Source organism: Micromonospora sp. LOL_015, from assembly GCF_048060275.1.
GTDB lineage: Bacteria > Actinomycetota > Actinomycetes > Mycobacteriales > Micromonosporaceae > Micromonospora_E.
Window position 1 is genome coordinate 21,031 of record NZ_JBHMIO010000037.1, and the last position, 25,468, is coordinate 46,498.

Below are 25,468 nucleotides of genomic sequence, written 5' to 3' on the forward strand. Positions count from 1 at the left end.
GTCACCGGCATTCGTGGATGGCGCGGGCGAGAGCCTGGATCGCCTTGCCGGTACGGGTGCCGAAGTTGAGCAGCACGGTGTCGTCCATGTCGATGATCCGTCGCTGCTGGCCGGCCGGGGTCTGGGCGACGCCGGGCATGGCGACCAGGCCGTCCACCCCGCCGACCGATTCGAGGCCCTTGGACATCACCAGGATGACGTCCGGTGCGGCGTTGATCAGACCCTCGCTGGTCAGCGGCCGGAACCGGGCCAGTCCGATGGCGGTGCCGGCGTCCTCGCCGCCGGCTGCGGCGATCATCGCGTCCGAGCCGGCGCCTTCGCCGCCCATCAGGTAGACGCCGGCGGTGCCGCGCAGGTAGAGGAAGGCGACCCGGGGTCGCTCGGCGTCGTCCGCGATGCCGTCGCGGGCGGCGGCGATCTCGCCCTCGACCCGGGCGACGAGTGCCTCGCCGGCGTCGGCGACGCCGAGCGCGGTGGCCACCTCACGGATGTGCACCGGTACGGCGGCCAGGCTCTGCTCGTCGCCGATCCGTACCACCGGAATGCCGGCGGCGCGGAGCTGGTCGAGCACCTCGGGCGGGCCGATGCTGTCGTCGAGCAGCACCACGCTGGGGTCCAGCGCCATGACCGCCTCGGTGGACAGGTCGTGTCCGCCGGGGGTGACCAGCGGCAGGTCGGCGGCGGCTGGGAAGTCGGTGGAGGTGTCCCGCCCGACGACCCGGTCACCGAGGCCGAGGCTGAAGACGATCTCGGCGATGGAGCCGTACAGGTTGACCGCGAGGATGCGGTCGGCGTCGGTCACCGTGACCCGGTCGCCGGCGGCGTCGGTGACGGTGACCGGCAACGCCGGCTGCGGCGCCGGTTCCAGCGGGGTCACCGCGTCGTCGGCGACGACGGCGGTGACCGGCGCGCAGGTCGCCGGTTCCGGTGCAGCACCGGGGTTGGCGGCGCTGTCCGCGCAGGCGGCCACCGGGTTGGCGAGCAGCGCGGCGGCGAACAGCCCGACCAGCGTCGGGCGGTTCACCACCAGCGTCGGGCGGTTCACGACCGGCCCCGGCGGTGCCGGCGGCGGACAGCGGACAGCCCGGCCAGCGCCAGTACGCCGAGCGCCAGCAGGATCAGCGTGCTGCTCCACCACCGGCCGGCCGGGCCGACGGTGCTGACCCGGGTGACCGCCAACCCGGTCGGGTCGGTGCCGGCGACGGCGGTCGGGCCGGCGGTGTCGTCGGTCGGCTGGCCGGTGGCGGCACTGGCGGCTGGTGCGGAGCCGCTGGGGTCACCGGCCGTACCGTCGGTGTCGGACGGGCCTGCGGCGTCGCCGGTCGCCGGGGCCGGTGGCGCAGTGGTCCGGTCCGGGCTACCGGCCGCCGGGGCGGCGCTGGTGCGGGTGGGCGCGGCGGCGGCCGCGAAGCTGATCGGGACGCGTACGTCCTGACTGCGGTCGCTGGTCCGGGTGTGGTCGGCGCGGGTGACCACCGAGCAGGTGCGAACGGTGCAGTCGACGTCGCCGATTCTCCTGGTCAGCGGGATTCGGACCTGGAACGAGCCGTCTTCGCCGTACGGCACGGCAAGTCCTTCGCCGTACGACGGGGGGTTGCTGGAGATCCAGTGCGAGCTGCCGCTGCCGCCGGAGGTGTCAACCCCGCCGCCGCACGGTGTCGGCAGCGCCCCCTCGCCGTTGTCCACACAGAATCCGACGTAGATGCCCTTGTTGGTGTCGTACCCGGTGCCGGTAACCGTGACGGTCGCGCCGGAGCGACTGATGCCGGTGGAGTCGGAGACGGTGAGTTGCTGGCCGCCGGATCCGGTCGCGGAGGTGTCCGCGTGGGCCGGCGACGCCAACGGTGGTGCGGCGAGTACGGCGGTGGTCGCGACGGCAGCGGTCGCGGCGGTGGCGGTTACGACCGCCAAGGTCGCGGTGACCCGGCCGCTGAGCAGCGGCGTTGGCATGGATGATCCCTCCGACGATTGTCGGTTGAGTTATCAATGAAGGTTTGCCTAACCTAAGTCATCGCCGCAGTTCGGGGCAAGGGTCCGACCGGTTCGAAGATCGGGTACCCCCGCCGGAGGTGTTCGTTGTTAGGTATGGCTAACCTAATCCCGATCACATGCCGTGTCCACAGCAGAAATGGAACACGGTGAGTAACTATCCGGAAAGGACCAGTCGATGATCACATCCAGAGCTGGTGCTCTGGGGCGACGGTCGGCGACCTGGGCGGCCGCGGCCGTACTGGGCACCGCGACCGCACTCGTCGGCACCGCACCCGCAGTGGCTGCCCCTGCCGACATCACCGAGGGAAGCCTGAACTGGGGCTTCAAGGAGTCGTTCCGCAACTACGTGTCGTCCGGCGACGGCAACCCGCCGATCGCGGTGAGTGGCGGTGCGTCGATCAACGCCGATGGCACGTTCGCCTTCCCGTCCACCGGCGGCAGCTACGACGCCGAGACCGGTGAGACGAACGCCACGTACGGCGGCACGGTCGTCTTCTCGTTCCCGGCGCACACGTTCACCATCACCCTGGCCAACCCGACGGTGGCCACCTCCGGCGGCACCGGCGTCCTCAAGGCCGACGTCGAACTGGAAAGCACCGCGTTCCCGTCGGTCGACGTCACCCAGGCGGTCATCGCCGACCTCACCACCACCGACGCCAACCTGGCGGCTGGTGCGGACGGCATCACCGGCACCGACCTGACCGCCATTCTGACCGCTGAGGGCGCCGCCGCATTCGCCGGCTTCTACCCGGCCGGTGAGGTCCTCGATCCGCTGTCGTTCGAGGCGGTCACCTCCGGCGGCGGTGGACCGGCCGCTCCGTCGGTCGACGTCAACCCGGACACCGACGTCGATTCGGCCGGCGCCACCATCACCGTCGACGGCAGTGGCTTCGACCCGCAGGCCAACGACGCCGCCGGGATCTACGTGTCGTTCGGCCCGAAGGTCGACGAACACTGGACCAACGCCAGCGTCCTGCAGGTCACCAAGTGGGTGAGCAGCACCAACGAGCCGACCGACGCCCGGGACACGATGAACCCGGACGGCTCGTTCAGCACCACGCTGCCGATCAGTGCCCAGTACACCGACCGCAACGGCAACGCGGTCGACTGCACCGTCACCCAGTGCTATGTGATCACCTTCGCTGCGCGCGGGTCCGCCGACCGCAGTCAGGACACCTTCACTCCGATCAGCTTCGCGGCCCCGGCCGGCGGCGGCGACGCCAGCCAGCAGATTGCCGCGACCGTGCTGGGCGGCGGCCCGCTCACGCTCAGCGTGGCCGGTTCGTCGGTCACCCTGCCGCCGACCGGCAACGGCGCCGTCACCAGCGGCGAGCTGAACACCGCCACCGTGTCCGACCTGCGCGGCACCAACGCCGGCTGGAGTCTGGTCGGCCAGGTGGGTGACTTCGTCGCCGCCGGCGGCGCGGTCATCGCGGCGGACAACCTCGGCTGGGCGCCCACCGCATCTGTGGTGGACGACCCGCTGGTCGGGCAGAGCGGCACGGTCACCCCGGGCGCGGTGGCCGACCCGGGTGCCGGACTCGGCACCGCCCGGGCCCTGTGCACCTCGGCGGCCGGCGCCAGCGCCGGCAGCTTCACCTGCGGCGCGCAGCTCAACCTCGGCGTACCCGCTGCGGCGGCGCCGGGCGACTACACCGCGACCCTGACGCTGACCTTGTCCTGAGGATCAGCTCCCAGCTGATCCTGTCCTGAGGATCAGCCACACCGGCCGGTGCGGGGCCGCGACGGTCCCGCACCGGCCACCGGCCCGACTGGAGCGCCCGATGTCCGCCCCGCCCACCCGTCGCCCGAACCGCCGCCGCGCCACCATCGGCCTGCTGGTGGCCGGACTGCTCGCGTTGCCCGGCGCCACCCCGGCCGCCGCTCAGCCGGCCGGTCCGGCTCCAGCCGACGCGCTCACCTGGGCGGTGCAGCCGTCCAGCGCGGACGGGCCGACCGGACGCAACTACTTCGTCTACGACCTCGCCCCAGGCGCGGAGATCACCGACCATGTCGCGGTGCGCAACCTCGGCGACCAGGACCGGACGTTCACCGTGTACGGCACCGACGGGTTCCTCACCGAAGACGGGGCGTTCGCCCTGCTCCCGGCCGACGAACCGGCCACCGACATCGGCACCTGGATCCACTTCGACCAGCGAGAGTACGCAGTGCCGGCCGGGGACCGGCTGGACATCCCGTTCCGCCTGACGGTGCCGGCCAACGCGACACCCGGCGACCACGCCGGCGGGGTGATCGGTTCCATCGCCCAGCTCCGTACCGACGCCAGTGGCCAGCAGGTCAACGTCGACCAGCGGGTCGCCGCCCGGGTCTACCTGCGGGTCGACGGCCCGGTCCGGCCGTCGGTCGACGTCGAATCGATGAGCATCAGCTACGACGACCCGGTCAGCCCGTGGAGCGACGGTGACGTGGAGGTCAGCTACCAGGTGCGCAACACCGGAAACATCCGCGTCGGTGGTACGGGTGCGGTGCTGCTGGACGGCCCGCTGGGTTGGGAGCTGGCCCGCACCGATCCGGTCGACCTGCCCGAACTGCTGCCCGGCAGCACCTTTACGGTGACCGAGCGGATCACCGGCGTACCGCCGGCGCTGCGGCTGACCGCCACCGTCGATCTGGCCCCGACCACAGTGGACGAGGCGTTGCCGCCGGTCACCCGTACCGCCGGGGTCTGGGCGCCGCCGTGGTTGCTGCTCGCCGCGATCGTCGCCCTCGCCGGGTGGCTCGGGGTACGCCGCTGGCGTACCCGCCGCACGGCCTCCGGCACCGCCCCGACCAGCACCGCGCCGTGATCGGCCGGCGAACCTCGGTGTGCGCCCTGGCCCTGGTCCTGGTCGCCGGGGCCGGCGGCCTGCCGTCGGCACCCGCGACCGCCACCGCGCCCCAGGTCGCCGTCGCACCGGCTGACGCCCCCGTCGGTGAGTCGGTGAGCGTCACGCTGACCGGCTGGCCGACCGGCACCGTGCAGCTGGAGGTCTGCGGCAACCGGGCCCGCCGGGGCGCGCTCGACTGCGCCACCGGATCGGCCCGACAGCTGTACGTGGCCGACCCGCAGCCGGTCGCCGCCCAGCTCACCGTCGCCGCGCCGCCGGTGGCCTGCCCCTGCGTGGTTCGCGCCCGGGCCCTCGCCTCGGACGAGGAGGACGCGGTGGTGGTATCGGTGGCCGGCATCGCCGCGATCGACGTCACCGATCTGACCGCACCGGTTGCCCCGGCCGGGCCCGATCTGGCGGGGCTCCGGCTGGCCGGGGTGAGCGTGGCACCGGCCGAGCGGAACTGGTTGGCCCTGTTCGCCCTACGCGGCGAGATCACCATCGACGTCGACCTGCGCAACGACGGCACCGCCGAGGTCGGTGCGGCGCAGCTGTCCCTGCTGACCGGCCGGCCCGGCCGCGCGACATCAGTGGTCGAGGCCACCGACATCGCGCCGCTGCCGGCGGGGCATGGCACAACGGTCCGGATCGTGGTGCCGGTCGACGGACCGCTGTACGGCCGGTACGCCGTGCTGGGGCGGTTGACCACGGCGGAGATGGTTGGCGGCTCCGCCGCGGTGGAGTTCGAGGTGCAGACCGAGCGGTACCCGTGGGGCTGGGCGGCGGTGGCCGGCCTGCTGATCCTGGTGCTGCTGGTACGGCAGTTCGTCGGGTGGCGGCGCGCCGGTCAGCTGAGCGGCTGAGCCGGCGCGGCGGCCAGCTGGCGGTGCCGCCGCGCCGGCCGGTCGTCAGCAGCGGTTGATGGTCGAGTTGTTCAGCGCGATGTTGCGGATGACGATGTTCTGCCCGCACGGGTTTTCGTTGATCTGCGAATTGGTCAGCGTCAGGTTCTGCAGGGTGATGTCGCGCGACACCGGGAACTCGGTGCGCGAGGCGATCCGTACGTCCGAGCCGTTGACCGAACCGGAGACCGCCGCGATGTTCACGTTGTAGCAGTTCTCCAGCAGGATCGAGTTGCTGCCGGTGCCAGAGATGTCGATCCGGTCGATGACCACGCCGCCGGACTCCGACACGCAGAAGATGCCCCGGCCGCCGCCCCGGGCGACGACTGTGCCGACCCGGATGTTCGTCGGGTAGCTGTTGCCGACCCGGCCGTTGCGGTTGGCCATCCGGAAACCGGCGTAACCGGTGCCGGTGCCGGCACCCTGCGCATCGACGGTGCCGACGGTCGCGTTGATGGTGTCGTTGAGCATCAGGCCGGAGTAGCCGGTGTTGCGGGCGGTGACGGTGCCGATGGTCAGGCCGTCGACCCCGTACGTCTCGACGCCGTGGTTGCTGGTGCCCTGGACGTACACGTCGTCGATGCGTACGTTGCGGGTCCGTTGGCTGCGGTCGCCGTGGTTGTCGATCCGGATGCCCAGGCCGGCGGTGACCCGGATGTCGATCTGGCCGAGGGTGATGTTGGTTCCGTTGCGGACGAAGATTCCGTACTGCGGGTTGCCGGTGATGTTGAGCCGGGTCACCTCGACGTCGGTGACGCCGCGGGCGTACACCACCGCATGGTCGCCGGAACCGGAACCGGTGACGTTGACCGTGCCGCAGACCTCGAGCGTCGTGTGCGACGGGAGGGACAACCGAGAGTTGGCGCTGATCGAACCGGAGCCGCGGACCACGACCTTCTGCTTGCTGCTGCGGCCGGACGACAGGCTGTTGACAGCGGCCTGCATCGCCGAGAGCATGCTCGATCCGGTGTATACCGTGCTGCTGCCGTTGCGGGCGGTCCAGGTCGAGCCGTTGAGTACCGCTTCGGCGTGGAACGATCCGGACCCGCAGCCGCCGGAGCTGTCCAACCGGACCATCTGCCACTGCTGGTTCCAGCCGTTGAGGTCCCGGTACTGGGAGATGATCCCGCCGTCGGCGGTGGACCACTGCCACACGTCGAGAGCCTTGTTGCTGTGCCGGCTGATGAAGCGGACGTAGCCGCTGTCCGAGTCGGCGAGCCGGAAGTGCTGCCGGGTGCTGCCGTTGTCGTAGTTCTGAATCAGCTGGGCCCCGTCGACTGCGTTCGGCAGCTCCAGGTACTTGCCGCTGTGCCGAGATCTGATCTTGTAGTAGCCGCTGCCGACGTCAACGAACTGCCACTGCTGCGCCGCGCTGTCGTTGCGCGTCCACTGGACGATCGGTGCGCCGTCATGGGTTGCCCCGCCGTAGAGATCGATTGCCTTGCCGCTGTGCCGGCTGAGCATCACGTACCAGGCGCCGGTGTCGACGGTGGCAGCTGCGGCGTACTGCACGCCAACCGCCGCGCCGGTTGCGACCATGGCGGTCGTAGCGAGCGCCACGACGCCGGTGCGCCAGTGCCGCCATCTGGTGGTTGTCATGGAACCTCCTGGGTTGTCGGAGACTGCTTCTGTCTGGTCGCGCCCCAACCGCGACGAGGAAAGGGCTTTCCTGCTGTTACGGCAATGTATCGATCGCATTCAATACAGTCAACACTGTCGATATCCTCCATGTCACGGCAAGCTGCTCCGTGATCCCGCGAAGGTTCCGTCGAGAGGTTTGCCGGGAGGGTCTGGTTCTGCAGGGAGGGCCCGTCGGAAGAATCTGAAAAAGCTGACGTCGGATGTCAGGTTTTGCTGGCACCGTCAGCGGCATGACCACACCACTGAACGGTAGGACAGCACTGGTCGCCGGGGCGACCCGGGGCGCCGGCCGGCGGATCGCCATCGAACTCGGCGCCGCCGGCGCCACCGTCTACGTCACCGGTCGCAGCACCCGACGGCAACGTTCCGAGATGGACCGCCCGGAAACCATCGAGGAAACCGCCGAACTGGTCGACGCCGCCGGCGGCACCGGAGTCGCGGTGCCGACCGACCACCTGGAACCGGACCAGGTCCGCGCCCTGGTGCAGCGGATCGACCGAGAACAGGGCCGGCTCGACGTGTTAATCAACGACATCTGGGGGGCCGACCATCTGACCGACTTCGAGTCGCCGATCTGGGAGCAGCCGCTGGACCGCGGCCTGCGGACGCTGCGGCTCGCCATCGACACCCACCTGATCACCAGCCACTACGCGCTGCCGCTGCTGATCCGCCAGCCGGGCGGGCTGGTGGTGGAAATGACCGACGGCACCGCCGATTACAACGGCACCCACTACCGCGAGTCGGTCTTCTACGACACGGCCAAGAACGCCGTCATCCGGCTGGCCTTCGCCCAGGCCGAGGAGCTGCGGCCGTACGACGCGACAGCGGTGGCGCTAAGCCCGGGTTGGATCCGGTCCGAGGCGATGCTGGATCACTTCGGGGTGACCGAGGCGAACTGGCGCGACGGCACCGCCAAGGACCCGCACTTCGCCATCTCCGAGACACCGGCGCTGGTCGGCCGGGCAGTGGTCGCTCTCGCCGCCGATCCGCAGGTGTCCCGGTTCACCGGGCGGTCACTGTCCAGTGGGCAGCTGGCCCGCGAGTACGGCTTCACCGACGTCGACGGCAGCAGCCCGGACGCGTACCGCTACATCGTCGAGGTCGTCGAGACCGGCCGGCCGGCGGACACCACCGGTTACCGCTGACCGGCGGTATCGCCGTACAGCGCGGCGAGCCGGCGGGCGGCGTCGCGCATCCGGTCCCGTAGCACGGGTGGGGCGAGCACCTCCACCTCCGGTCCGAGCGCCTGCAGTTGGCTGTACGCCACGTCGGGCGACTCGACCGGCAGCCGGGTGTGCACCCAGCCCTGAGCGTCGGGTGGCCCGGCCGCCTCATGCGCTGCCTGGGCGGCCGGTGCCTCCACCGCCCAGCGCAGCGCCCGCAGCCCGGCCGGACTCAGCCGTACGACGATCTCGTCGACCAGAATGCTGCGGACGAAGTCGGCGGTGCCGGCCGCCCACACCTCGGCCAGATCGAAGCGGTGGTCGCGGTCGAAGACGTCGCCGGTGGCCTCGACTGCGGCGATCCGGTCCACCCGGTAGATCCGGTAGCCGTCGTTGACCTGGCCGACGCCGTTGACCTGGCCGACCTCGGGGACTCTGCCGACCAGGTACCAGGTGCCGTTCTTGAGCACCAGACCGTACGGCTGCACCGTTCTGACCACCTCGGTGCCGCCCCGCCGGTAGTTGAGTCGGACCACCTGGTCCTGCCAGGTGGCGCGGGCCAGGTCGGCCAGCGCCGGCGGTGGATCGGCCTGCCGGAACCAGCCGGGCGCGTCCAGATGGAACCGCTGCCGGGCTCGGCCGGCGGCGTCGCGCAGCCCGACCGGCAGCGCGGCGGTCACCTTGAGCTGGGCTACCCCGAGTACGTCGGCGAGGCCCATCTCATCGGCCGGTCCGGGCAGCCCGGACAGGAAGAGCGTCTCCGCCTCGGCCCGGCTCAGCCCGGTCAGCCGGGTCCGGTAGCCGTCCAGCAGCCGGTACCCGCCGGCCCGGCCCTGGTCGGCGTAGACCGGCACCCCGGCGGCGGACAGCGCCAGCACGTCGCGGTAGATGGTGCGCTCGGAAACCTCCAGCTCGCGGGCCAGCTCCGCGGCGGTCATCGTCTCCCGGGACTGCAGCAACAGGACCAGGGAGATCAACCGGGCGACCCGCACGGTCAGCGCCCGGCGGGTGAGCGCAGGGGGGATCCGTCGGCCACCCGCAACTGGTACGCCCGGTGCGGTGCCCAGCCGGCGACCAGGCTGAACCGGTCGCCACGGACGAAGGTCTCCCGCCATTCGACGGGCCGCCCGTCGGCCCGGCCGATCCGTTCAACGGCGAGCAGACCGACGCCCCGGCCGATGTCCAGCCGCCGGCGCTGCTCGGCGGTGGGCACGATGGCGTGGATGCGTTCCTCGCCGTCGGTGACCCGGACCTCGTGCCTGGCCAGCTCACTGTAGATGCCGGTACCGGTCAGGTCGGTGGTGAGCAGCGGCCGGGCCAGCTCGGCCAGCAGCCAGACCCGGTCGGTGGCCAACGGTTCGTCGTCGGCGAACCGGAGCCGTTCCAGATGTACGAAGCGGGTGTCCGGGTCCAGCCCGAGCCGGGCCGCGACGGCGACGTCGCCCCGCAGGTCGCGGGCGAGTACCTCGTTGCGCTGGCGCATTCCCCGCGCCTGCACCTCTTGGAAGAGCGAGTAGAGAGCACCGAGCGGCTGCTCGATCCGCTGTTGATGGACGGCGGTACGTCGGCCCCGGGCCGAGTCCAGCACCCCGGCCTGGCGTAGCCGGCGCAATGCCTCCCGTACCGTGTGCCGGCTGACGCCGTACTCGTCGACCAGCTCGTGCTCGCCGGGGAAGCCGGCGGCGAACCCGCCGGCGGTCAACCGGCGGACCAGGTCGTCGTGCAGCTGGGCCCACAGCGGCATTGGGCTGTCCCGGTCGACCGGCTGGGCCTGGTCAGTCATCGTCTGCCTGATCGTCTCGCGTCTGCTGTCCGGTCTTCTGGCGCTGTCCGGTTGTCTGGACAAGGTTACGCCGCAGCAGGTACGTGTCCATGATCCAGCCCTTGCGGCGGCGGGCCTCGGCGCGTGCGGTGACGACCCGGTCGGCCACCCGGTGCACCGGGCCGGCGATCAGGATCTCGTCCGGGGTGCCGAGGTACGCCCCCCAGTAGATGTCAATGCCGTCTGCGGCGGTGAACCGGGTGAAGGCGCACTGCGCGTCGAGCATCACCACCAGGTCGTCCACGCCGGCCGGGAAGCCCTCGTCGGCGAGCCGACGGCCGGTGGTGATCAGCACCGGGCGGCCGATCCGGTTCAGCGCGATCCGGTGCCGGGCGGTCAGCACGGCGACGCTGCTGATCCCCGGGACCACCTGGTGGTCGAACTCGACGACGTCGCGATCCCGCAGGTCGTCGAGGATGGCGAGGGTGCTGTCGTACAGCGCGGGGTCGCCCCAGACCAAGAAGGCGCCGCAGCCGCCGTCGGGTAGTTCGTCGCGGATCAGCTGGGCGAAGCGGTCGGCGCGGCGGCGGCGCCAGTCCTCGACCGCGGCCTGGTAGTCCGCCGCGGCCCGGTCCCGCTCCGGGTCGGCGATCTCAACCGCCCGGTACGCCCCGGTGGTGTGCCGGCGCAGAATCTCCTGCCGCAACGCCGCCAGGTCCTGCTTGACCGCGCCCTTGTCGAGCAGGAAGAACACGTCGACCCGACGCAGCGCCTCGATCGCCTGCACAGTCAGGTGGTCGGGATCGCCGGCCCCGATCCCGATGATCAGTATCTCTCGCACCCGAGAGAGTGTGCCGCACCTCGACCGGGCGGAGGTAGTCGCGGGCAGCAGCGAACAGGGCAACCCGTGCCGGCGGGACTTCCGCCAAGATCCGCCCGTCTTAACCGATTTCTTACGACTCTTACGAATTTATTACCGATCATCACTGTCTGTGGGCTAATAGCCACTTGCGCGGTTCGATGGAGGGGAAGCGCACCGTCCTCCTTGGCCGGTGCTCGACATCGAGAAAGGGGCAGTCATGCCACAGCGAGGTTCCGCCCTCCCGGCGACCCGCTCCCGGGCCAGCGCCGTGCGGCAACGCGGCATTCCCGGCACCGCCGCTGCTGCGGCCGGCGCCGGACCGTTGGCCAGCCTGTCCGAGCAGGACAGACAACTGTTCCGCCGATTCGGCTACGGTCCCACCGAGCCGATCGGCTCCACCCGCATCCAGCACGCGATCGAACAGTGGGCCGTCCGCACTCCTGACACGGTCGCCGTCGAACACCTCGGCGAACGCATCACCTACCGACAACTCAATCAGCAGGCGGACCGTCTCGCCGCCCGGCTGATCGCCGATGGGACACGTCCGGGCGACCGGGTCGGCGTGTTCATGCGCCGGTCGATCCCCATGGTGGTCGGCATCCTCGCCGCCCTGAAGGCCGGCGCCGCGTACGTGCCCCAGCACGCCGGGGTGGCCACCGAGGCCCACCTGCGGCACGTCACCGAGACCGCCGAGATCCGGATCGTGCTGACCAGCACCGAGACGATCGGTGAGCTGCCGCACCTGCCGGGCCGGGCGCTGATCACCGTCGACGAACTGCTCACCGAACCGCTGACGGACTCGGCGTACCCGGTCGTCCCGGCCGGCCCGACCAGCCCGGACGACGGCTGCTACGTGCTGTTCACCTCCGGTACCACCGGCCGGCCCAACGGGGTCACCGTCACCCACCGCAACGTGTGCAATCTGCTCCTGCCCGCCCCCGGCGACCTGGGCATCCAGCCGGGATGGCGGGTCGGGCAGATCCTCAACATCGCCTTCGACATGGCTGCCTGGGAGATCCTCGGATGCCTCAGCCACGGCGGCACCCTGGTCGTCCGGGGACGGGACATCGCGGCGACGGTCGAGACGGTGGACGTGGTGATCGCCACCCCGAGCGTGCTGGGCACCATCGACCCGGACCGGTGCCGCCGGGTCAAGACGGTCGCCGTGGCGGGCGAACCGTGCCCACGGGAGCTGGCCGACCGGTGGGCCCGGCAGGCGGTCTTCTACAACGGCTGCGGACCGACCGAGACCACCATCGTCAACACCATGCACCGGCACGACCCCACGTCCGGACGGCTCACCATCGGCCGGCCGACCCCGAACAACACCGTGTACGTGCTGGACGCCGACCGCCGGCCCTGCCCGATCGGCGAGGTGGGGGAGATGTGGGCGGGGGGTGACTGCGTGTCGGTCGGCTACCTCGGCGATCCCGAGCTCACCGGGCAGCGGTACGCCCCGGATCCGTTCCTCGGCGGTGGACGGATGATGTTTCGTACCCGGGATCTCGGGCGCTGGACGCCCGACGGTGAGCTGGAGCATCTCGGCCGCACCGACGACCAGGTCAAGGTCCGTGGGTTCCGGGTCGAGCTGGATTCGATCTCCGCCGTCCTGGAATCGGTGCCGGGGTGCCGTCGGGCGGCGACGATCAAGGTCGACAACCGTACGCTCGTGTCGTTCGTCGCCCCGGCGACCGTGGACCCGACGGCGGCGCGGGACGCGGTCGCCCGGACCCTGCCGTACTACTGTGTGCCCCAGCAGGTGCACGTCCTCGAGTCGCTGCCGGTGACCGACCGGGGCAAGATCGACAAGACGGCGCTGCGCCGGCTGCTGGACCGTCCGGCTCCGTCCGAAATACCGGCTCCGCTGCCGTGGCCGCGCCGGATCCTCAGCCATCCCCGGCTGGCGCCGTACCACCGGCTGGCCGCGCTGGTCCTGGTCGGCAACGCCGCGCTGCTGTACTACGCGCTGACCACCGGTGGCTGGTGGCGGGCGACCGACGGCGGCCTGGCGAACCTGTCCTACGCCGCTCTGGCCAACGTCGCCCTGGCCGTGGTGATCCGCCAGCAGTACGTGATCAACCTGCTGTTCTGGCTGGCCACCCGGGCGCCGACCCGGTGGCCGCTGCGCCTGCGGTGGGGGCTGGGCAAGGTGTACCACTTCGGTGGGCTGCACGTCGGTGGCGCACTCGCCGGCACCGCCTGGTTCGCCGGGTACGTCGCCGAACTGACCCGGCAGGCGCTGGCCGACCGGGCCGTCACCGCTGTACTGGTGCTGTCCTACCTGCTGATCGCGCTGCTGCTGGCATTGGTGGCGACCGCACTGCCGCCGGTCCGCGGCCGCCGGCACGACCTGTTCGAGCGGGTCCACCGGTTCGGCGGGTGGGCCGCGTTGATCCTCCTGTGGGCCCAGACGGTGCTGGTCGTCGACGGTACCCGCGACGGTACGCCGCTGGTCGGCGCGCTGCTCGGCTCGCCGCCGCTGTGGACCCTTGCCCTGCTCACCGTGAGCGTCGCCCTGCCGTGGCTGCGACTGCGCCGGGTACCGGTGCAGGTGGACCGGCCGTCGGGCCACGTGGCCCTGCTGACGTTCGGCCACACCACCCCGTTCGCCGGCTCGTCCACCGCGATCAGCCGTCGTCCGCTGCTCGAATGGCACTCGTTCGCCAACGTGCCGGCACCCGGTGAGCGCGGCTTCCGACTGACCGTCTCCCGGGCCGGCGACTGGACCGGTGCGTTGATCGATGAGCCGCCGAACCGGATCTGGGTCAAGGGCATCACCACCGCCGGCGTGGCCAACATCGAGACCCTGTTCACCCGGGTGGTGTACGTCGCCACCGGCAGCGGCATCGGGCCGGTGCTGCCGCATCTGCTGGCCGGCAAGGTGCCGGCGCACCTGGTCTGGTCCACCCGCAGCCCGCGGACGACCTACGGCGACGAACTAATCGACGAGATCCTGCGGGTGCAGCCCGACGCCACCATCTGGGACACCGCGCGGCGCGGCAAGCCGGACATGGTGGCCCTGGCGCTCCAGGCGTGGCGGGCCACCAGTGCCGAAGCGGTGATCTGTATCGCCAACCAGAAGCTCACCCGGCAGGTGGTCCACGGGCTGGAGCGCCAGGGGATCCCCGCCTACGGCGCTATCTGGGACTCGTGAAACCGGGACCGGCCGACCCACCATCCTGCGAACCGGCTGGAGGAACCGACATGCATCTGACGACCGAGCGGGACGGTGCCGTGGTCACCGTACGGCTGCACCGGCCCGCGGCCCGCAACGCACTCAGCACCGCGCTCTGCGACGAACTCGTCGCTACCCTGCGACCACTGGACCGAGACCCGGACATCGGCTGTTTCGTGATCACGGGGTCCGACGGCTTCTTCTCCGCCGGCGCCGACATCCGGGAAATGGCGGCGATGAGCCCGGTGCAGGCGATGACGGCCGATCTCTTCGCCGGCTGGGAGGAGTTCGCCGCGTTCCGGACACCGAAGATCGCTGCGGTCGCCGGCTACGCGCTCGGCGGTGGCTGCGAACTGGCCATGATGTGCGATTTGGTGTTCGCCGCCGAGGATGCCCGGTTCGGTCAGCCCGAGATCACCCTCGGGGTGATTCCCGGCATCGGCGGCACCCAGCGGCTGACCCGGCTGGTCGGCACGGCGAAGGCGATGGATCTGATTCTCACCGGGCGGATGATGCCGGCCCGGGAGGCGGAGCAGTGCGGCCTGGTGTCCCGGATCGTGCCCGCCGATCAGTTGCTCGTCGAGGCCCGGTCGGCGGCGGCGGTGATTGCCGGGCACAGCCGGCTCGCGGTCACCGCCGCCCGCGAGGCGGTCCAGCGGTCGCAGGAGGTCGGACTGCGTGAGGGGCTGCTGTTCGAACGGAGGGTCTTTCACGGATTGTTCGCCACCGCCGACCGAGCGGAGGGGATGTCCGCGTTCCTGGAAAGACGGCCGGCACGGTTCACCGGCAGCTGAGCCGACCGGGCTTCACTGGCCGGACGGGCTGTCACCGGCCGGCCGGCTGTGGCGGAGGGATCCGGCGGGATTTGATAGTTATTGTGCGTACGGATGAGGCGCGGGCTGGCCGAACCGGCAAGGATCGGCATATGAAGGTTCTCTTCCTGGGTGGCCCGTGGCATGACCAACGTCGCGAGGTGACGCCCCGCCGCCTCGCCGCTGCCGCGGACACCTTGCCAACGCAGTACACGGTGCCGCTCCGACCCGGGGTCAAGCCCGTCACCTACACCCGCCGTTACGCCCGCAGCCAGGGCGAGCGGCTGCCGGTCTACGTCGCCCCCGACTATTCCGGCCCGGCCCGCGCCTGACAAGGGCGGCGCCGACGCCCGAGCCGGCCGCCGTCACCGGTCGAGCCCCCGCAGCCGGTCGGCCAGCTCCCGCTCGAAGAAGTCCAGGAAACCGTCCGGGTCGGGCCCGGCGTTCTGCAGCACGATGTGGTCGAAACCGGCGTCGACGTACGGTTTGACCGCCTCGAGGTGCACCGCCGGGTCCGGCCCTACGCTGAAATGCGCGGCGATGTCGTCGGCGTCGACCATCGCCGAGGCCGCCTCGAAGTTCACCGGGTTGGGCAACTCGCTCATCACCTTCCAGCCGGTCAGTGCCCAACGGCTGGACTCCCAGGCCGCCTTGACCGCCTGATTCTCGTCCACCGCCCAGGCCATCGGCACCTCGGCGTAGCGCGGCCCGGCGCCGCCGGCCCGCCGGTAGTGTTCGACGATCGAGCCCTTCGGCTCGGTGGCGAACAGTCCGTCGCCGAGTTCGGCGGCCAGCCGGGCGGACTCCGAGCCGCTGGCGGCCACCGCGATCACCGGCGGGGTCGGCGGCAGGTCGAACACTCGCGCGTCGTCGAGCTGCAGGTGCTTTCCCTGGTACGTGTGGTAGCCGCCGGACCAGAGCAGCCGGATGATCTCCAGCGCTTCGCGGAGCCGCTCGTGCCGCCCGTGCACACTCGGGAACGGCTCCCCGGTGACGTGTTCGTTGAGGCGTTCGCCGGCACCCACGCCGAGGGTGAACCGGCCGTCGGACAGCAGCGCCACGGTCGCCGCGGCCTGGGCGACGATCGCCGGGTGGTAGCGCAGGCTCGGGCAGGTCACGCCGGTGGCCAGCCCGATCCGTTCGGTACGGGCGGCGACCGCACCGAGCACGCTCCAGGTGAACGGCGAGTGGCCCTGGGAGTCCAGCCACGGGTGGAAGTGGTCGCTCATCTCGACGAAGTCGAACCCGGCCTGCTCGGCCCGCACCGCCTGGGCGATCAGGTCGGCCGGTCCGAACGCCTCGGTAGCCAACTTGTAGCCGATCCGCATGTCGCCTCCCCGGTGGTCGTCCGCGTCACGTCCAGTTGTCCGTGGCGCCGTCCAGGGTTGCCCTACCCCTGCCCGACGGATCTATTCGCGTTCACGGTCGATCCGCAGCTCGTGTTCCAGACTGAGGACCGCCGCCTGCAGGTCGTCGAGTCGCTGGGCAACCACGATCCGGTCGATCTCGTCCGGTACGCCGTCGCCGTCGCCGTGGTCCGGCCGTAGCCGTTACCGGCGGCGAACGCCGGTCCCGATCGCTCGACCAGTGTCCGGGCCGGTCAGTCCAGGGGACGGGCCGGTAGCCGGCCACGATGGCGGCCAGCGTGGGAATCTCCGCCCACCCCGGCCAGTCGCTGTTGAGTACGACCTGCCCGTCGGCGCGGCGCAGGACGGTCTTGGTGTCGAACTGCAGCACGGCGTCCGCCGGGTACGCCCGGAGCAGGGCGAGTACGGTGTCGAGAATCTCCCGGGTCTCCCGATCGGCGGTCTCGATGGTGTCGACCGAGCGGAGCCGGAACAGCACGCCGACCTTTGGCTCCGCGACGCCGGCGTCCCGGGCGACCTCGATTCGTTCCGCGCTGTCGACCGGCCAGGCGGTCACCGCGAGGGATTCGCCGCGTCCCAGGCCGAAGTCGGTGTGCTCGGCGTCGAACAGGTCCGCGAGCTGCGCCAGCACCTGTTCTCGTCTCACCTCGGCTTCGCTGTATAGCCAGTATTCGTTCGCCAACGCGAGGTCCTTTCCTCGTCACGGCTACAGGATCAACCGCGACTTCTGTGACAATCAACCTACTTGGGTCGCGTTGACATTAGGTGGGCACGGCCGCCGGCAGGCGGGTGTCGCAGGCGTCGGCTTACCAGACCGTGCGGCAAGTCTTGCCCCGCCACACCTAACCCACCTCGAATTAAAATACCTATCCAGAGTTGGCTAGATCACATCATTCGCTAATCACCAGTCACGGTCGCGCAACCATTCCTCAATGTCTCGATCGAGAGTCTGTTCATCGACGCCTTGAAGATTAGATGCTGCAAGCCATTCGACAACTAGTTTCTCGAACTGACCGAAGGTGCTTTCGTCAACTCGACCGTGGATTGCCATGAAAGCCAATAGTCCCTGCGCTGCCGGCTTTTCCGCATCGCAAGATGGACATAGTGTGAGTATACGCTTGCACGGAAGATCTGGATCCGGCACTGTGGCTGTCAGATAAAGTTCACCAGAGCAGCGATGACATGCACTTGAAGTGTCGGCAACAATGATGGGCGACCGCGAATCATTACTACGATAATTCGGCAAACTCATTCAATTCCTCCCGCGCCGAGGAGGACCTTGATTTCAGAGCGAAAATTGAGATCATTGCTTACTTGGAAGTTTGGGAAGGCTAGCTGCAAAGTTCCTCCAGGTTTTTGAAGATTCAACTGGATTGGCGCCTTGCCTGGGTGGGCAAGGATAATTTCCTTCAACTCGTTGACGAGTTGTGGACTGATTCGGTCCAGTCGAGTGCGCAAAATTACCGGAGGCTCTCCGCTGTCGGTGATAGACGAGACGTCGAGGACCGCTAGGTCTTGGGCGAAGACGCTGACGCCGCCGTCACGCACGCTAACGTTCCCGGAGATCTTCACGACGCTGTCTTCAATCAAATACTGTCCCAGTAGTTCGTAGCTCTTGGGAAAGAAGAGTACCTCGATGCTACCGGTAAGGTCTTCGAGTTGTACGATTGCCCAGGAGGCGCCCTTCCCAGTGATCTTTCTCGTTACGCCGGAGATGAGTCCGGCGAGCACAACGGGCTTACGATCTGCGGTCTCCTCGTCAAGAATTGCGGTGATCATGTGGTCACAGTTCGCTTTAAGAATGCGTTCAGCCCCTGCCAGTGGGTGGTCGGAGACATACAGTCCGAGCATGTCGCGTTCCAGCGCCAGCTTTTCCTTCTTCGGCCACTCCTTGCCAGAGCGAGCCATCGTGAAGCCAACGATTCCTTCGGCTCCACCTACTTCCTTCATCTCGCCAAAGAGATCCATCCAGCCGATGGACTCTTTGCGCTTGGAGTCCATTACCGCGTCGATGGCCGCCTCGTGGTTGTCGAGCAAGTCGCGTCGTGTGTCACCTAGCTCGTCGAATGCGCCAGCCTTGATGAGAGACTCGATCGTTCGCTTGTTGCATGCTGTCGCGTCTACCTTGATCAGGAAGTCCTCGAAGGAGGAGTAGCGCCCCTTCTTCTTTCGACCTTCGACGATGGCGTTGACGACGTTCGTTCCGACGTTGCGCACTGCGTTGAGGCCGAACCGAATGTCAGATTCTACGGGTGCGAACGGACCTCTTGATGTGTTGACATCGGGCGTGAGAATTCTGATGCCCATGCTCCGGCACTCGGCCAGGTAGATGGCCATTGTCTCCTTCTTGTCGCCGACGGACGTCAGTAGTGCGGCCATGTACTCGGCGGGATAGTTGGCCTTCAGGTATGCTGTCCAGTAGGAGATCATTCCATAGCATGCGGTGTGAGCTTTGTTGAAGGCGTAGTCCGCGAATGGAACGAGGATGTCCCACAGGGTCTGGATGGCTTCGTCAGAGTATCTGTTGCTGCGCATTCCATCCCGGAAGGGGATGAACTCCTTGTCTAGAACCTCCTTCTTCTTTTTTCCCATAGCCTTGCGGAGCATGTCGGCGCGGCCGAGGCTGTATCCGGCGAGCTTCTGCGCGGCGCGCTGCACCTGCTCCTGATAGATGATCAGGCCGTAAGTGGGGCCGAGGATTTCGTCGAGGGCGTCTGCCAGTTCGGGATGGATCGGAGTGATCTCTTGCTGTCCGTTCTTCCGCAACGCATAGTTCGTGTGCGAGTTGGCTCCCATTGGGCCGGGGCGGTAGAGAGCCAAGGCCGCGGAGATGTCCTCGAAGTTGTCGGGCTTCATCAGCCGCAGCAGTTGCCGCATTCCGCCGCCATCGAGCTGGAACACGCCTAGGGTGTCACCGCGCGAAAGTAGCTCGTACGTGGGCTTGTCGTCCAAGGGGAGACCTAGCAGGTCGATCTGTTGCCCAGTGGTGGCTTCGACGTTACGGAGCGCGTCATCGATGATGGTGAGGTTGCGAAGGCCGAGGAAGTCCATCTTCAGCAGGCCGAGTGACTCGCAGGTCGGATAGTCGAACTGGGTGATGATGGCACCGTCGGCATCACGCCTGACGAGGGGTACGTGATCGATCAGCGGCTCTGCGGACATGATCACACCGGCGGCATGTACGCCGAGTTGGCGCACAAGTCCCTCGATGCCCTTGGCGACGTCCATTACGCGGGCGACATCGGGTTCCGTCTCGACAAGCCTGCGCACCTCGGCAGCTTCGGCATGACGTGGGTGCTTCGGATCGAAGATGCCGGACAGTGGAATATCCTTACCCATCACTGCGGGCGGCATCGCCTTGCTGATCTTGTCGCCCAGAGCGTAGGGAAATCCCAGGACCCGGCAACTATCCTTGATTGCAGCTTTGGCCTTGATTGTGCCGAAGGTAGCAATCTGGGCGACCTTGTCGTCGCCCCATTTCTCGGTGACGTATCGGATCACCTCGCTGCGGCGGCGGTCGTCGAAGTCGATGTCGACGTCGGGCATCTGCACGCGTTCGGGATTTAGGAAGCGTTCAAAAATGAGGCCGTGCTGGATCGGATCTAGGTCCGTGATGCCGAGCGCGTAGGCCACGATGCTACCGGCCGCAGAACCACGACCAGGCCCTACCCGGATTCCCTGGTTCTTTGCCCATACGATGAAGTCGGCGACGACAAGGAAGTAGGCCGGGAATCCCATCTGAAGGATGATGTTGAGCTCATACTCGGCCTGGGCGCGCCGTCGTTCGTCATACCCAGTTGGCCAGCGGCGGTCCATGCCCGCCCAGACCTCCTTGCGGAACCATGACTCGAGCGTCTCGCCCTCCGGCACTGGGAACTTCGGGGCCAGATTGTAGAACTCGAACATGCCGGTCGGATCGACCTTTTCGGCCACCAGTAGTGTGTTGCGGCAGCCTTGCGCCCAGATGTCGGACGAGTCGACAGCATACATCTCCTCGGCAGTCTTGACATAGTAGCCGCCCCCCTCGAAGCGGAACCGCTTCGGGTCATCGAGCCGACTACCCGTCTGTACGGCCAGCAGCGCATCGTGCGCCTCGGCCTGCGACGCCTTCGTGTAATGAAGATCATTGGTGACCAGCGGAGGGATACCGAGCCGCTTGCCGATCTCTAGGAGGTCGTCGCGAACTCGGCGTTCGATGTTTAGTCCATGGTCCATCAACTCGAGGAAGAAGTTGTCCTTGCCGAATATGTCCTGGTAAGCGCCGGCGACTTTGATTGCTTCGTCGAATTGGCCGAGCCGGATCCTGGTTTGTACTGAGCCGGAAGGGCAACCGGTGGTCGCCATGATCCCCTCGGCATGTTCTGCGATCAGATCCTGGTCCATCCGTGGCCACTTGACGTAGTGCCCCTCGATGGAAGCACGCGAATTCAGGCGGAAGAGGTTGTGTAGTCCGGTCATGTTCCTCGCCCACATGGTCATGTGGGTGATCGCACCACCGCCAGAGACGTCATCGCTCTTCTGCTCTGGCCGTCCCCACCGCACCCGCTGCTTGTGGAACCGGGACTCAGGCGCCACGTACGCCTCAACCCCGATGACCGGGGTGATACCCGTCGCCTTGGCTTGGTGAAAGAAGTCGTACGCGCCGTGCATGTTGCCGTGGTCGGTGACCGCCACCGCCGGCATCTCCAGTCGCTGTGCCTCTGCTAACAGCTCCTTCAGCCGTGCAGCTCCATCGAGCATCGAGTACTCGGAATGCACATGAAGATGGACAAACTGCTCGGCCACCAGTCCCCCTCGATCCACGTCCCAAACGACCCCTGCGCGGGCCTTCCTGACCCTAGCTCCCGGCTGGCAGAGGATCGAGTGGCAAGCCGGCGCGTCGGCGACTCCACCCTGCTCCGGCTTGCGGGGCAGCACAAGCGTCTGTAGTCCTACGGTCGACAGCTATGGCGCCCACCCGCACTCACGCCACCGTCCGTCATGGTCCGGCTACGGAAGGGTCGGCGCGAACGCGACTGGTCAGGCCCAGGTAGTTCGCCGACACGGTCGGCTGCAAACGTTCGCTACATGCTCCGGCTTGGCGCGCTGACTCCCTCACACGCATTCCCGTAACATCTGCTGCGGTGCGCTGCGGCTGGTGCGCAGATCGTCGTTGATCTTGCTATATAGTCATCAATCCAGCCAAGTGCCGCAGACGCACCTCTGTTGCTACCACTGGGTAGAGCCGATAGTCAACCTGGTGCTCTCCGCTGCGGCTTGCCTGCTCCATAGCGAGACGAAGCCGGTCGACGTTGACGACGCCCAACTGTCCAAGAAGGAGGTCCGTGCGCAGGAACCGGCTTAGCAGGGGAAGGCAGTTCCGGTATGCCCCAAGGTTCATGAGTCCTCCGAGGTTCTCTGATAGTCGGGGATTCACCACTTCATTAGACGCGCCGGCCCGATTAAGTCGATCCCGAAAGATTCGCTTTCGCCGCCGCCATTCTGGTGGAAGCCATTCGCCGAACCGTATTGCGGCTGGTGATGCCAGTGGTTCCACGGGCCAGACGCCGCGCTGGATGTAGAGAGGATTGTGACAGGCAAAGCCGGCCAAGGTTACCTCGTTGATGACGGCTGCGGGGGCTATATCTGACTCTGCGGAAAGCAGCTCATCGCGTGCAGTCGCAGTTAGCCAGACAGGCAGAGTTAGGTCCTCTAAGTCGCCAGAAAAATCTCGTTCTTCGGGTGGCAGTGCCAGCATCTCGTCACCGCCCGTACCACCGAAGGACACTTTGATACCCTCATCAACCATAAGGTCGATCAGGTGTCCGACTGCCTCGGCAAAACCTTCTTCGTCAAAATCTAGACTGTTGCCGGCTAGGATTGCGCTCCCCGCAGACAATGGTGGAAGTTTCATCGCCGGGGTAGTGATGTCAGATTTGAGATGCGCAAGTCTTGCCAGTTCGCGGCGCCGCCGGCGCTGCTGCTCTCCGGCGGCGCCGGCGACAAGGATAGCGGATCCAGCGATGGCCCCTGGATGAAGCCTGCCTAGTGTCAGTGCGACGTTAGCTGAATCCATTCCGCCGGACAGAGTCAACCCGCATATCGCAGGTTCCAAAACCCTTTCTTGGATGATGGACTCGAGTAGTACGGTCAAGCCGTCGACAACGTCGGCTCCCTCGCGTATTGGTCGAGGCTCCGCATGCCGGGCGTCGTCGGGATACTCTATCCGAAAGTCGCCGTTTTGCAGATAGGCGGTCGAGCGTTCAGTTAGATGAAAGATGTGTCGAAAGTGGGTTCTATTCGAGTATCGTTGGAAGTAGCTCAGTGTTCGCGCAACCATGTAGCGTATTACATCCTCTGGAGTGCATCCTCGCGCCAGGTCGGTCAGATCCCATGAGCCGGTGAGAGTGTGATCGGTTGCCGTGAGGTAGACTGGCGCTACGTTATACACGCCGGACGAAGCGCGTACGCCCTGGTCTGGGCCAATTTCCAAGATGAAGCGATCGAGTTGCCAATGCTTGGCGTCATCCAGAACTGCATCGTAGTCTTCCGGGCTTACTTCTACAGTTCGACTTGGTCCGGCCCAGGGGTAGGTTACATCGACGTTGGCGCTGCGTTCACGGATGATGACAGCAGCCCGCACCCCTTCGGTGATGAGAGTTGATTCTAATGCTGGATGGGTTATCGGTTCGATCCAGTCATCTTCAAATTCCCAGCGTCTGGAGCTGGTCCAGACCCACCGCTTGGTGGGATTTTCACTTACGCGGAATCGAATCATGGAGGGCTTCTCTATCTCTTCAGGGTGAACGTCGGCCAGAAGTGCTGCAATTCTGGCCGACGTTCACGGTCGTCCTACTCGAATACGTCCTTAGTCTTGTGCGTGTCCGAACTGCCCCTCTTCTTCTTGTACTTCTGTCGAGAAGCAACTGATGGCACCACTAGTGTCTCTGGGCCGTCGAAGATTTTGTCCACCAGTGACAGTGATTGTGACATGCGCATCGTGAGATTCACCTCCTCTCCGCTACGAAAGGTACCATGCTCAACTTAGAGTGAAGTCAATCGATCCAGCGTAGCCCATCGACGGAGGGAGGTCGACCCCGCCAAGTGTTCCGGCGCCGTCGGTGCGACTCCCTGGAAGGTAGGGAGTCGCGTTGGCGCTTACGGCTATGCAGCCGACTTATCGGTTCGTTGGGCTGCGAGAAGGCAGCCTGTGATAATTGCACCCAGGCCGACGATGGTCGTGGGCGTGAGTTGCTCGCGGAGAAATACGGTCCCGAAAATGACAGCAAAGGCGGGCGACAGGTAGAACGCCAACGCGGCTCGGGCTGGCCCGCTGCGGGCGATCAGGGTGTAGAACAGTACGAGGGTCATGCCGGTGCAGGCGATACCGAGGAGCATCGTAGCGGCCAGCACGCTGGTTTGAGGTAGTTGGACAGGCAGCGTCAAGCTGGCTGGTGCAATCATTGCTGTGCTCGTGACGAGCATTGCCGAGGTGGCTACGCCGAGCGGTGGGGCGTTCGCGTGGCGTCGGTGGATCATGATCGCGCCGGCGGCGTAACATAGCGCGGCCACCAGTACGAGAGTACCGCCTAGGAGGGCGAGTCGGCCGCCGCGGAGGTCGACGCCGAAGAGCAAAATGAGTCCAACGAATCCGATGGCAACGCCAGTCGCACCCATCCATCCCTGCGGGCGTTCGTCTGGCGCATACCGGTAGGCGAGCATCGAAACGAACAACGGCTGCGCTCCGACCAGGATGCCTGCGATACCCGAGGGTACGTATTGCTGCCCGTACGTCAGTAGTAGAAGCGGGATGGTCGACTGCACTAGGACGGTCTCAATAATTTGTTTTGGTCGCCGCCAAATATCCGCTAGTGCACCGCTGCTGAGGGCTAAGGGTACCAAGAGGACGCAAGCGAGCAGAACTCGGCCGAGGACAACGACAGCGGGTGACAGCTCGCGTAGCGCAACGTCGATCAACGGGTAGACCGCCCCCCACAGGGCTGCGAGGAGGATGAGCTCGATCCAGGCCCTTCGGCTCACCGGCGACTCGCGAGTACAGCAATCAGCACACCCCTAGTTAAGCAGCACCTGACGGTAGAGCCTCTGGACGTAGTCGATGTCGGTCCACGGCATAAGGCCGACTAGCAGCTCACGCAGACGCCTGCGGTTGCGCCCGGACCCGGTGCGCCGGGCAAGGGTGTCAGCCTGGCTGGCTGCGTCGCAGGCTTGCTCAATCTGACCCATCTGCACGTACGCGACGGCCAGATCGATCAGGGTGCCGGACCGTTCGCGTACGAACGTAGGCGGTAGCAGCGTCAGCGCCTCGTAGAGCGCCCGAGTGGCTTCTCGTGGCTCACGCAACCGAGTCAGGCACCTGCCCTTCAGCCGTGCAGCATGACAGTCGGCGTTGTAGAACCCCAGCCACACGGGAGCGCTTTCCGTGCTGACGCCGTCAAAGACCCGCTCCGCCTGCGCGAGCGAGGCAAGGCCGGGCCGGGGCTGGCCCAGGAATCCGTACGCCTCGCCGGTGGCTTCGCATAACCATGACCTGACCGCGGAGGGGGCGCCATGACCAGCTAAGCCCTGCGCGGTGTCGAGCACACTGAGCGCGGCCTTCCCGTCGCCGGCATGTAGGTGTGTGTAGCTGATCACACCAAGGCTGTATGCACGCAGTGCACGGTCGTTGGATTTCTCGGCCAGTGACGCAGCCAATCGACAGTAGCCCTCGGCCTGGTTGTACTTTTGTGCGTCGATCGCCAGCCAGCCGGCCAACTGGGCGGCATCACCTGCGGCGCGTAGCAACCGGCGATGGGCCGCGCTGGTGGTCGTACGGTTACTTACCTCCAACATGGTCCGCAGATGCGTGGTCACCTCGGAACTCACCCGGTGTGATCCTTCACGGTAGTCTAGGCGCCGATAGGTGTCACTGACCTAAACTTTGGCCTTTTTGCTGGCTTTCGGTAGGTCGATGTGGGTGATGGTTAT

At 67.3% G+C, this 25,468-nt stretch carries 20 protein-coding genes and 1 pseudogene; 8 read left to right on the forward strand and 13 right to left on the reverse strand.

Translation table 11 applies throughout. The annotated features are described in order from the left end of the window. Position 1: 1 nt before the first annotated feature. Both ACFHWU_RS23345 and ACFHWU_RS23350 read right to left on the reverse strand, forming a co-directional pair. Positions 2–1,045 carry a heme/hemin ABC transporter substrate-binding protein gene (locus ACFHWU_RS23345; RefSeq protein ID WP_416591579.1) on the reverse strand — a complete coding sequence of 348 codons (1,044 nt, stop codon included), beginning with the start codon at positions 1,043–1,045 and terminating at the stop codon, positions 2–4. Next, positions 1,042–1,950: a hypothetical protein gene (locus ACFHWU_RS23350; RefSeq protein ID WP_416591580.1), complete on the reverse strand. Its 909-nt coding sequence runs from the start codon at positions 1,948–1,950 to the stop codon at positions 1,042–1,044. Before ACFHWU_RS23350 ends, ACFHWU_RS23345 begins: the two co-directional genes overlap by 4 nt. A gap of 217 nt (positions 1,951–2,167) precedes the next feature. On the opposite strand from ACFHWU_RS23350, the gene ACFHWU_RS23355 reads away from it, so the two are divergent. The 3 genes from ACFHWU_RS23355 (at position 2,168) to ACFHWU_RS23365 (ending at position 5,683) form a co-directional block, all read left to right on the forward strand. Next, positions 2,168–3,676, forward strand: a complete 1,509-nt coding sequence (locus ACFHWU_RS23355) for an HtaA domain-containing protein (protein WP_416591581.1) — start codon at positions 2,168–2,170, stop codon at positions 3,674–3,676. Between the two features lie 100 nt (positions 3,677–3,776). Then, positions 3,777–4,799, forward strand: a complete 1,023-nt coding sequence (locus ACFHWU_RS23360) for a WxL protein peptidoglycan domain-containing protein (protein WP_416591582.1) — start codon at positions 3,777–3,779, stop codon at positions 4,797–4,799. Continuing rightward, a complete protein-coding gene (locus tag ACFHWU_RS23365; RefSeq protein ID WP_416552130.1) occupies positions 4,796–5,683 on the forward strand; it encodes a hypothetical protein in 888 nt (295 codons plus the stop codon). The genes ACFHWU_RS23360 and ACFHWU_RS23365 overlap by 4 nt, the downstream gene beginning before the upstream one ends. A gap of 45 nt (positions 5,684–5,728) precedes the next feature. On the opposite strand, the gene ACFHWU_RS23370 is transcribed toward ACFHWU_RS23365, so the two are convergent. Then, positions 5,729–7,321, reverse strand: a complete 1,593-nt coding sequence (locus ACFHWU_RS23370; protein ID WP_416591583.1) for an RICIN domain-containing protein — start codon at positions 7,319–7,321, stop codon at positions 5,729–5,731. Between the two features lie 272 nt (positions 7,322–7,593). On the opposite strand from ACFHWU_RS23370, the gene ACFHWU_RS23375 reads away from it, so the two are divergent. Next, positions 7,594–8,508, forward strand: a complete 915-nt coding sequence (locus tag ACFHWU_RS23375) for an SDR family oxidoreductase (protein WP_416552132.1) — start codon at positions 7,594–7,596, stop codon at positions 8,506–8,508. On the opposite strand, the gene ACFHWU_RS23380 is transcribed toward ACFHWU_RS23375, so the two are convergent. From ACFHWU_RS23380 to cobF, 3 genes are read right to left on the reverse strand one after another with little or no spacing between them, the layout of a single operon-like run. After that, positions 8,499–9,518, reverse strand: coding sequence for a helix-turn-helix transcriptional regulator (locus ACFHWU_RS23380; RefSeq protein ID WP_416591584.1), 1,020 nt, complete (start codon positions 9,516–9,518; stop codon positions 8,499–8,501). The two genes, ACFHWU_RS23375 and ACFHWU_RS23380, sit on opposite strands and share 10 nt — an antisense overlap. A 2-nt stretch (positions 9,519–9,520) precedes the next feature. Further along, positions 9,521–10,309, reverse strand: a complete 789-nt coding sequence (locus ACFHWU_RS23385; RefSeq protein WP_416552134.1) for a GntR family transcriptional regulator — start codon at positions 10,307–10,309, stop codon at positions 9,521–9,523. Further along, a complete protein-coding gene (gene cobF, locus ACFHWU_RS23390; protein ID WP_416552135.1) occupies positions 10,302–11,129 on the reverse strand; it encodes a precorrin-6A synthase (deacetylating) in 828 nt (275 codons plus the stop codon). Before cobF ends, ACFHWU_RS23385 begins: the two co-directional genes overlap by 8 nt. Before the next feature lie 238 nt (positions 11,130–11,367). On the opposite strand from cobF, the pseudogene ACFHWU_RS23395 reads away from it, so the two are divergent. The 4 genes and pseudogenes from ACFHWU_RS23395 to ACFHWU_RS23410 form a co-directional block, all read left to right on the forward strand. Continuing rightward, positions 11,368–12,981, forward strand: a pseudogene (locus ACFHWU_RS23395) (amino acid adenylation domain-containing protein); the annotation flags it as partial. Further along, positions 12,967–14,304 carry a hypothetical protein gene (locus ACFHWU_RS23400; protein WP_416591590.1) on the forward strand — a complete coding sequence of 446 codons (1,338 nt, stop codon included), beginning with the start codon at positions 12,967–12,969 and terminating at the stop codon, positions 14,302–14,304. The pseudogene ACFHWU_RS23395 and the gene ACFHWU_RS23400, both read left to right, overlap by 15 nt. A gap of 50 nt (positions 14,305–14,354) precedes the next feature. Next, positions 14,355–15,119: an enoyl-CoA hydratase-related protein gene (locus tag ACFHWU_RS23405; RefSeq protein ID WP_416552136.1), complete on the forward strand. Its 765-nt coding sequence runs from the start codon at positions 14,355–14,357 to the stop codon at positions 15,117–15,119. 131 nt (positions 15,120–15,250) lie between these two features. Next, positions 15,251–15,469 carry a hypothetical protein gene (locus tag ACFHWU_RS23410; protein ID WP_278174201.1) on the forward strand — a complete coding sequence of 73 codons (219 nt, stop codon included), beginning with the start codon at positions 15,251–15,253 and terminating at the stop codon, positions 15,467–15,469. A 33-nt stretch (positions 15,470–15,502) separates the two neighbouring features. On the opposite strand, the gene ACFHWU_RS23415 is transcribed toward ACFHWU_RS23410, so the two are convergent. From ACFHWU_RS23415 to ACFHWU_RS23445, 7 genes are all read right to left on the reverse strand, one after another. Beyond that, positions 15,503–16,465 carry a TIGR03557 family F420-dependent LLM class oxidoreductase gene (locus ACFHWU_RS23415; RefSeq protein WP_416552137.1) on the reverse strand — a complete coding sequence of 321 codons (963 nt, stop codon included), beginning with the start codon at positions 16,463–16,465 and terminating at the stop codon, positions 15,503–15,505. Positions 16,466–16,556: 91 nt separating this feature from the next. After that, positions 16,557–17,186, reverse strand: a complete 630-nt coding sequence (locus tag ACFHWU_RS23420) for a SitI3 family protein (RefSeq protein ID WP_416591585.1) — start codon at positions 17,184–17,186, stop codon at positions 16,557–16,559. Positions 17,187–17,405: 219 nt separating this feature from the next. Then, the gene (locus ACFHWU_RS23425) at positions 17,406–17,756 is read right to left on the reverse strand and encodes a DUF6300 family protein (protein ID WP_148083550.1); all 351 of its coding nucleotides are present in this window, start codon (positions 17,754–17,756) and stop codon (positions 17,406–17,408) included. After that, complete coding sequence (dnaE, locus tag ACFHWU_RS23430) at positions 17,753–21,289, reverse strand: DNA polymerase III subunit alpha (protein WP_416591586.1); 3,537 nt, start codon at positions 21,287–21,289, stop codon at positions 17,753–17,755. The genes ACFHWU_RS23425 and dnaE overlap by 4 nt, the downstream gene beginning before the upstream one ends. Positions 21,290–21,665: 376 nt before the next feature. Continuing rightward, on the reverse strand, positions 21,666–23,261 hold the full coding sequence (locus ACFHWU_RS23435; RefSeq protein WP_416591587.1) for a hypothetical protein: 1,596 nt from the start codon (positions 23,259–23,261) through the stop codon (positions 21,666–21,668). Between the two features lie 386 nt (positions 23,262–23,647). Then, entirely contained in the window at positions 23,648–24,523 is an 876-nt protein-coding gene (locus ACFHWU_RS23440) for a DMT family transporter (protein ID WP_416591588.1), read from the reverse strand. Positions 24,524–24,556: 33 nt separating this feature from the next. After that, positions 24,557–25,366, reverse strand: coding sequence for a hypothetical protein (locus ACFHWU_RS23445; RefSeq protein WP_416591589.1), 810 nt, complete (start codon positions 25,364–25,366; stop codon positions 24,557–24,559). Positions 25,367–25,468 lie beyond the last annotated feature (102 nt).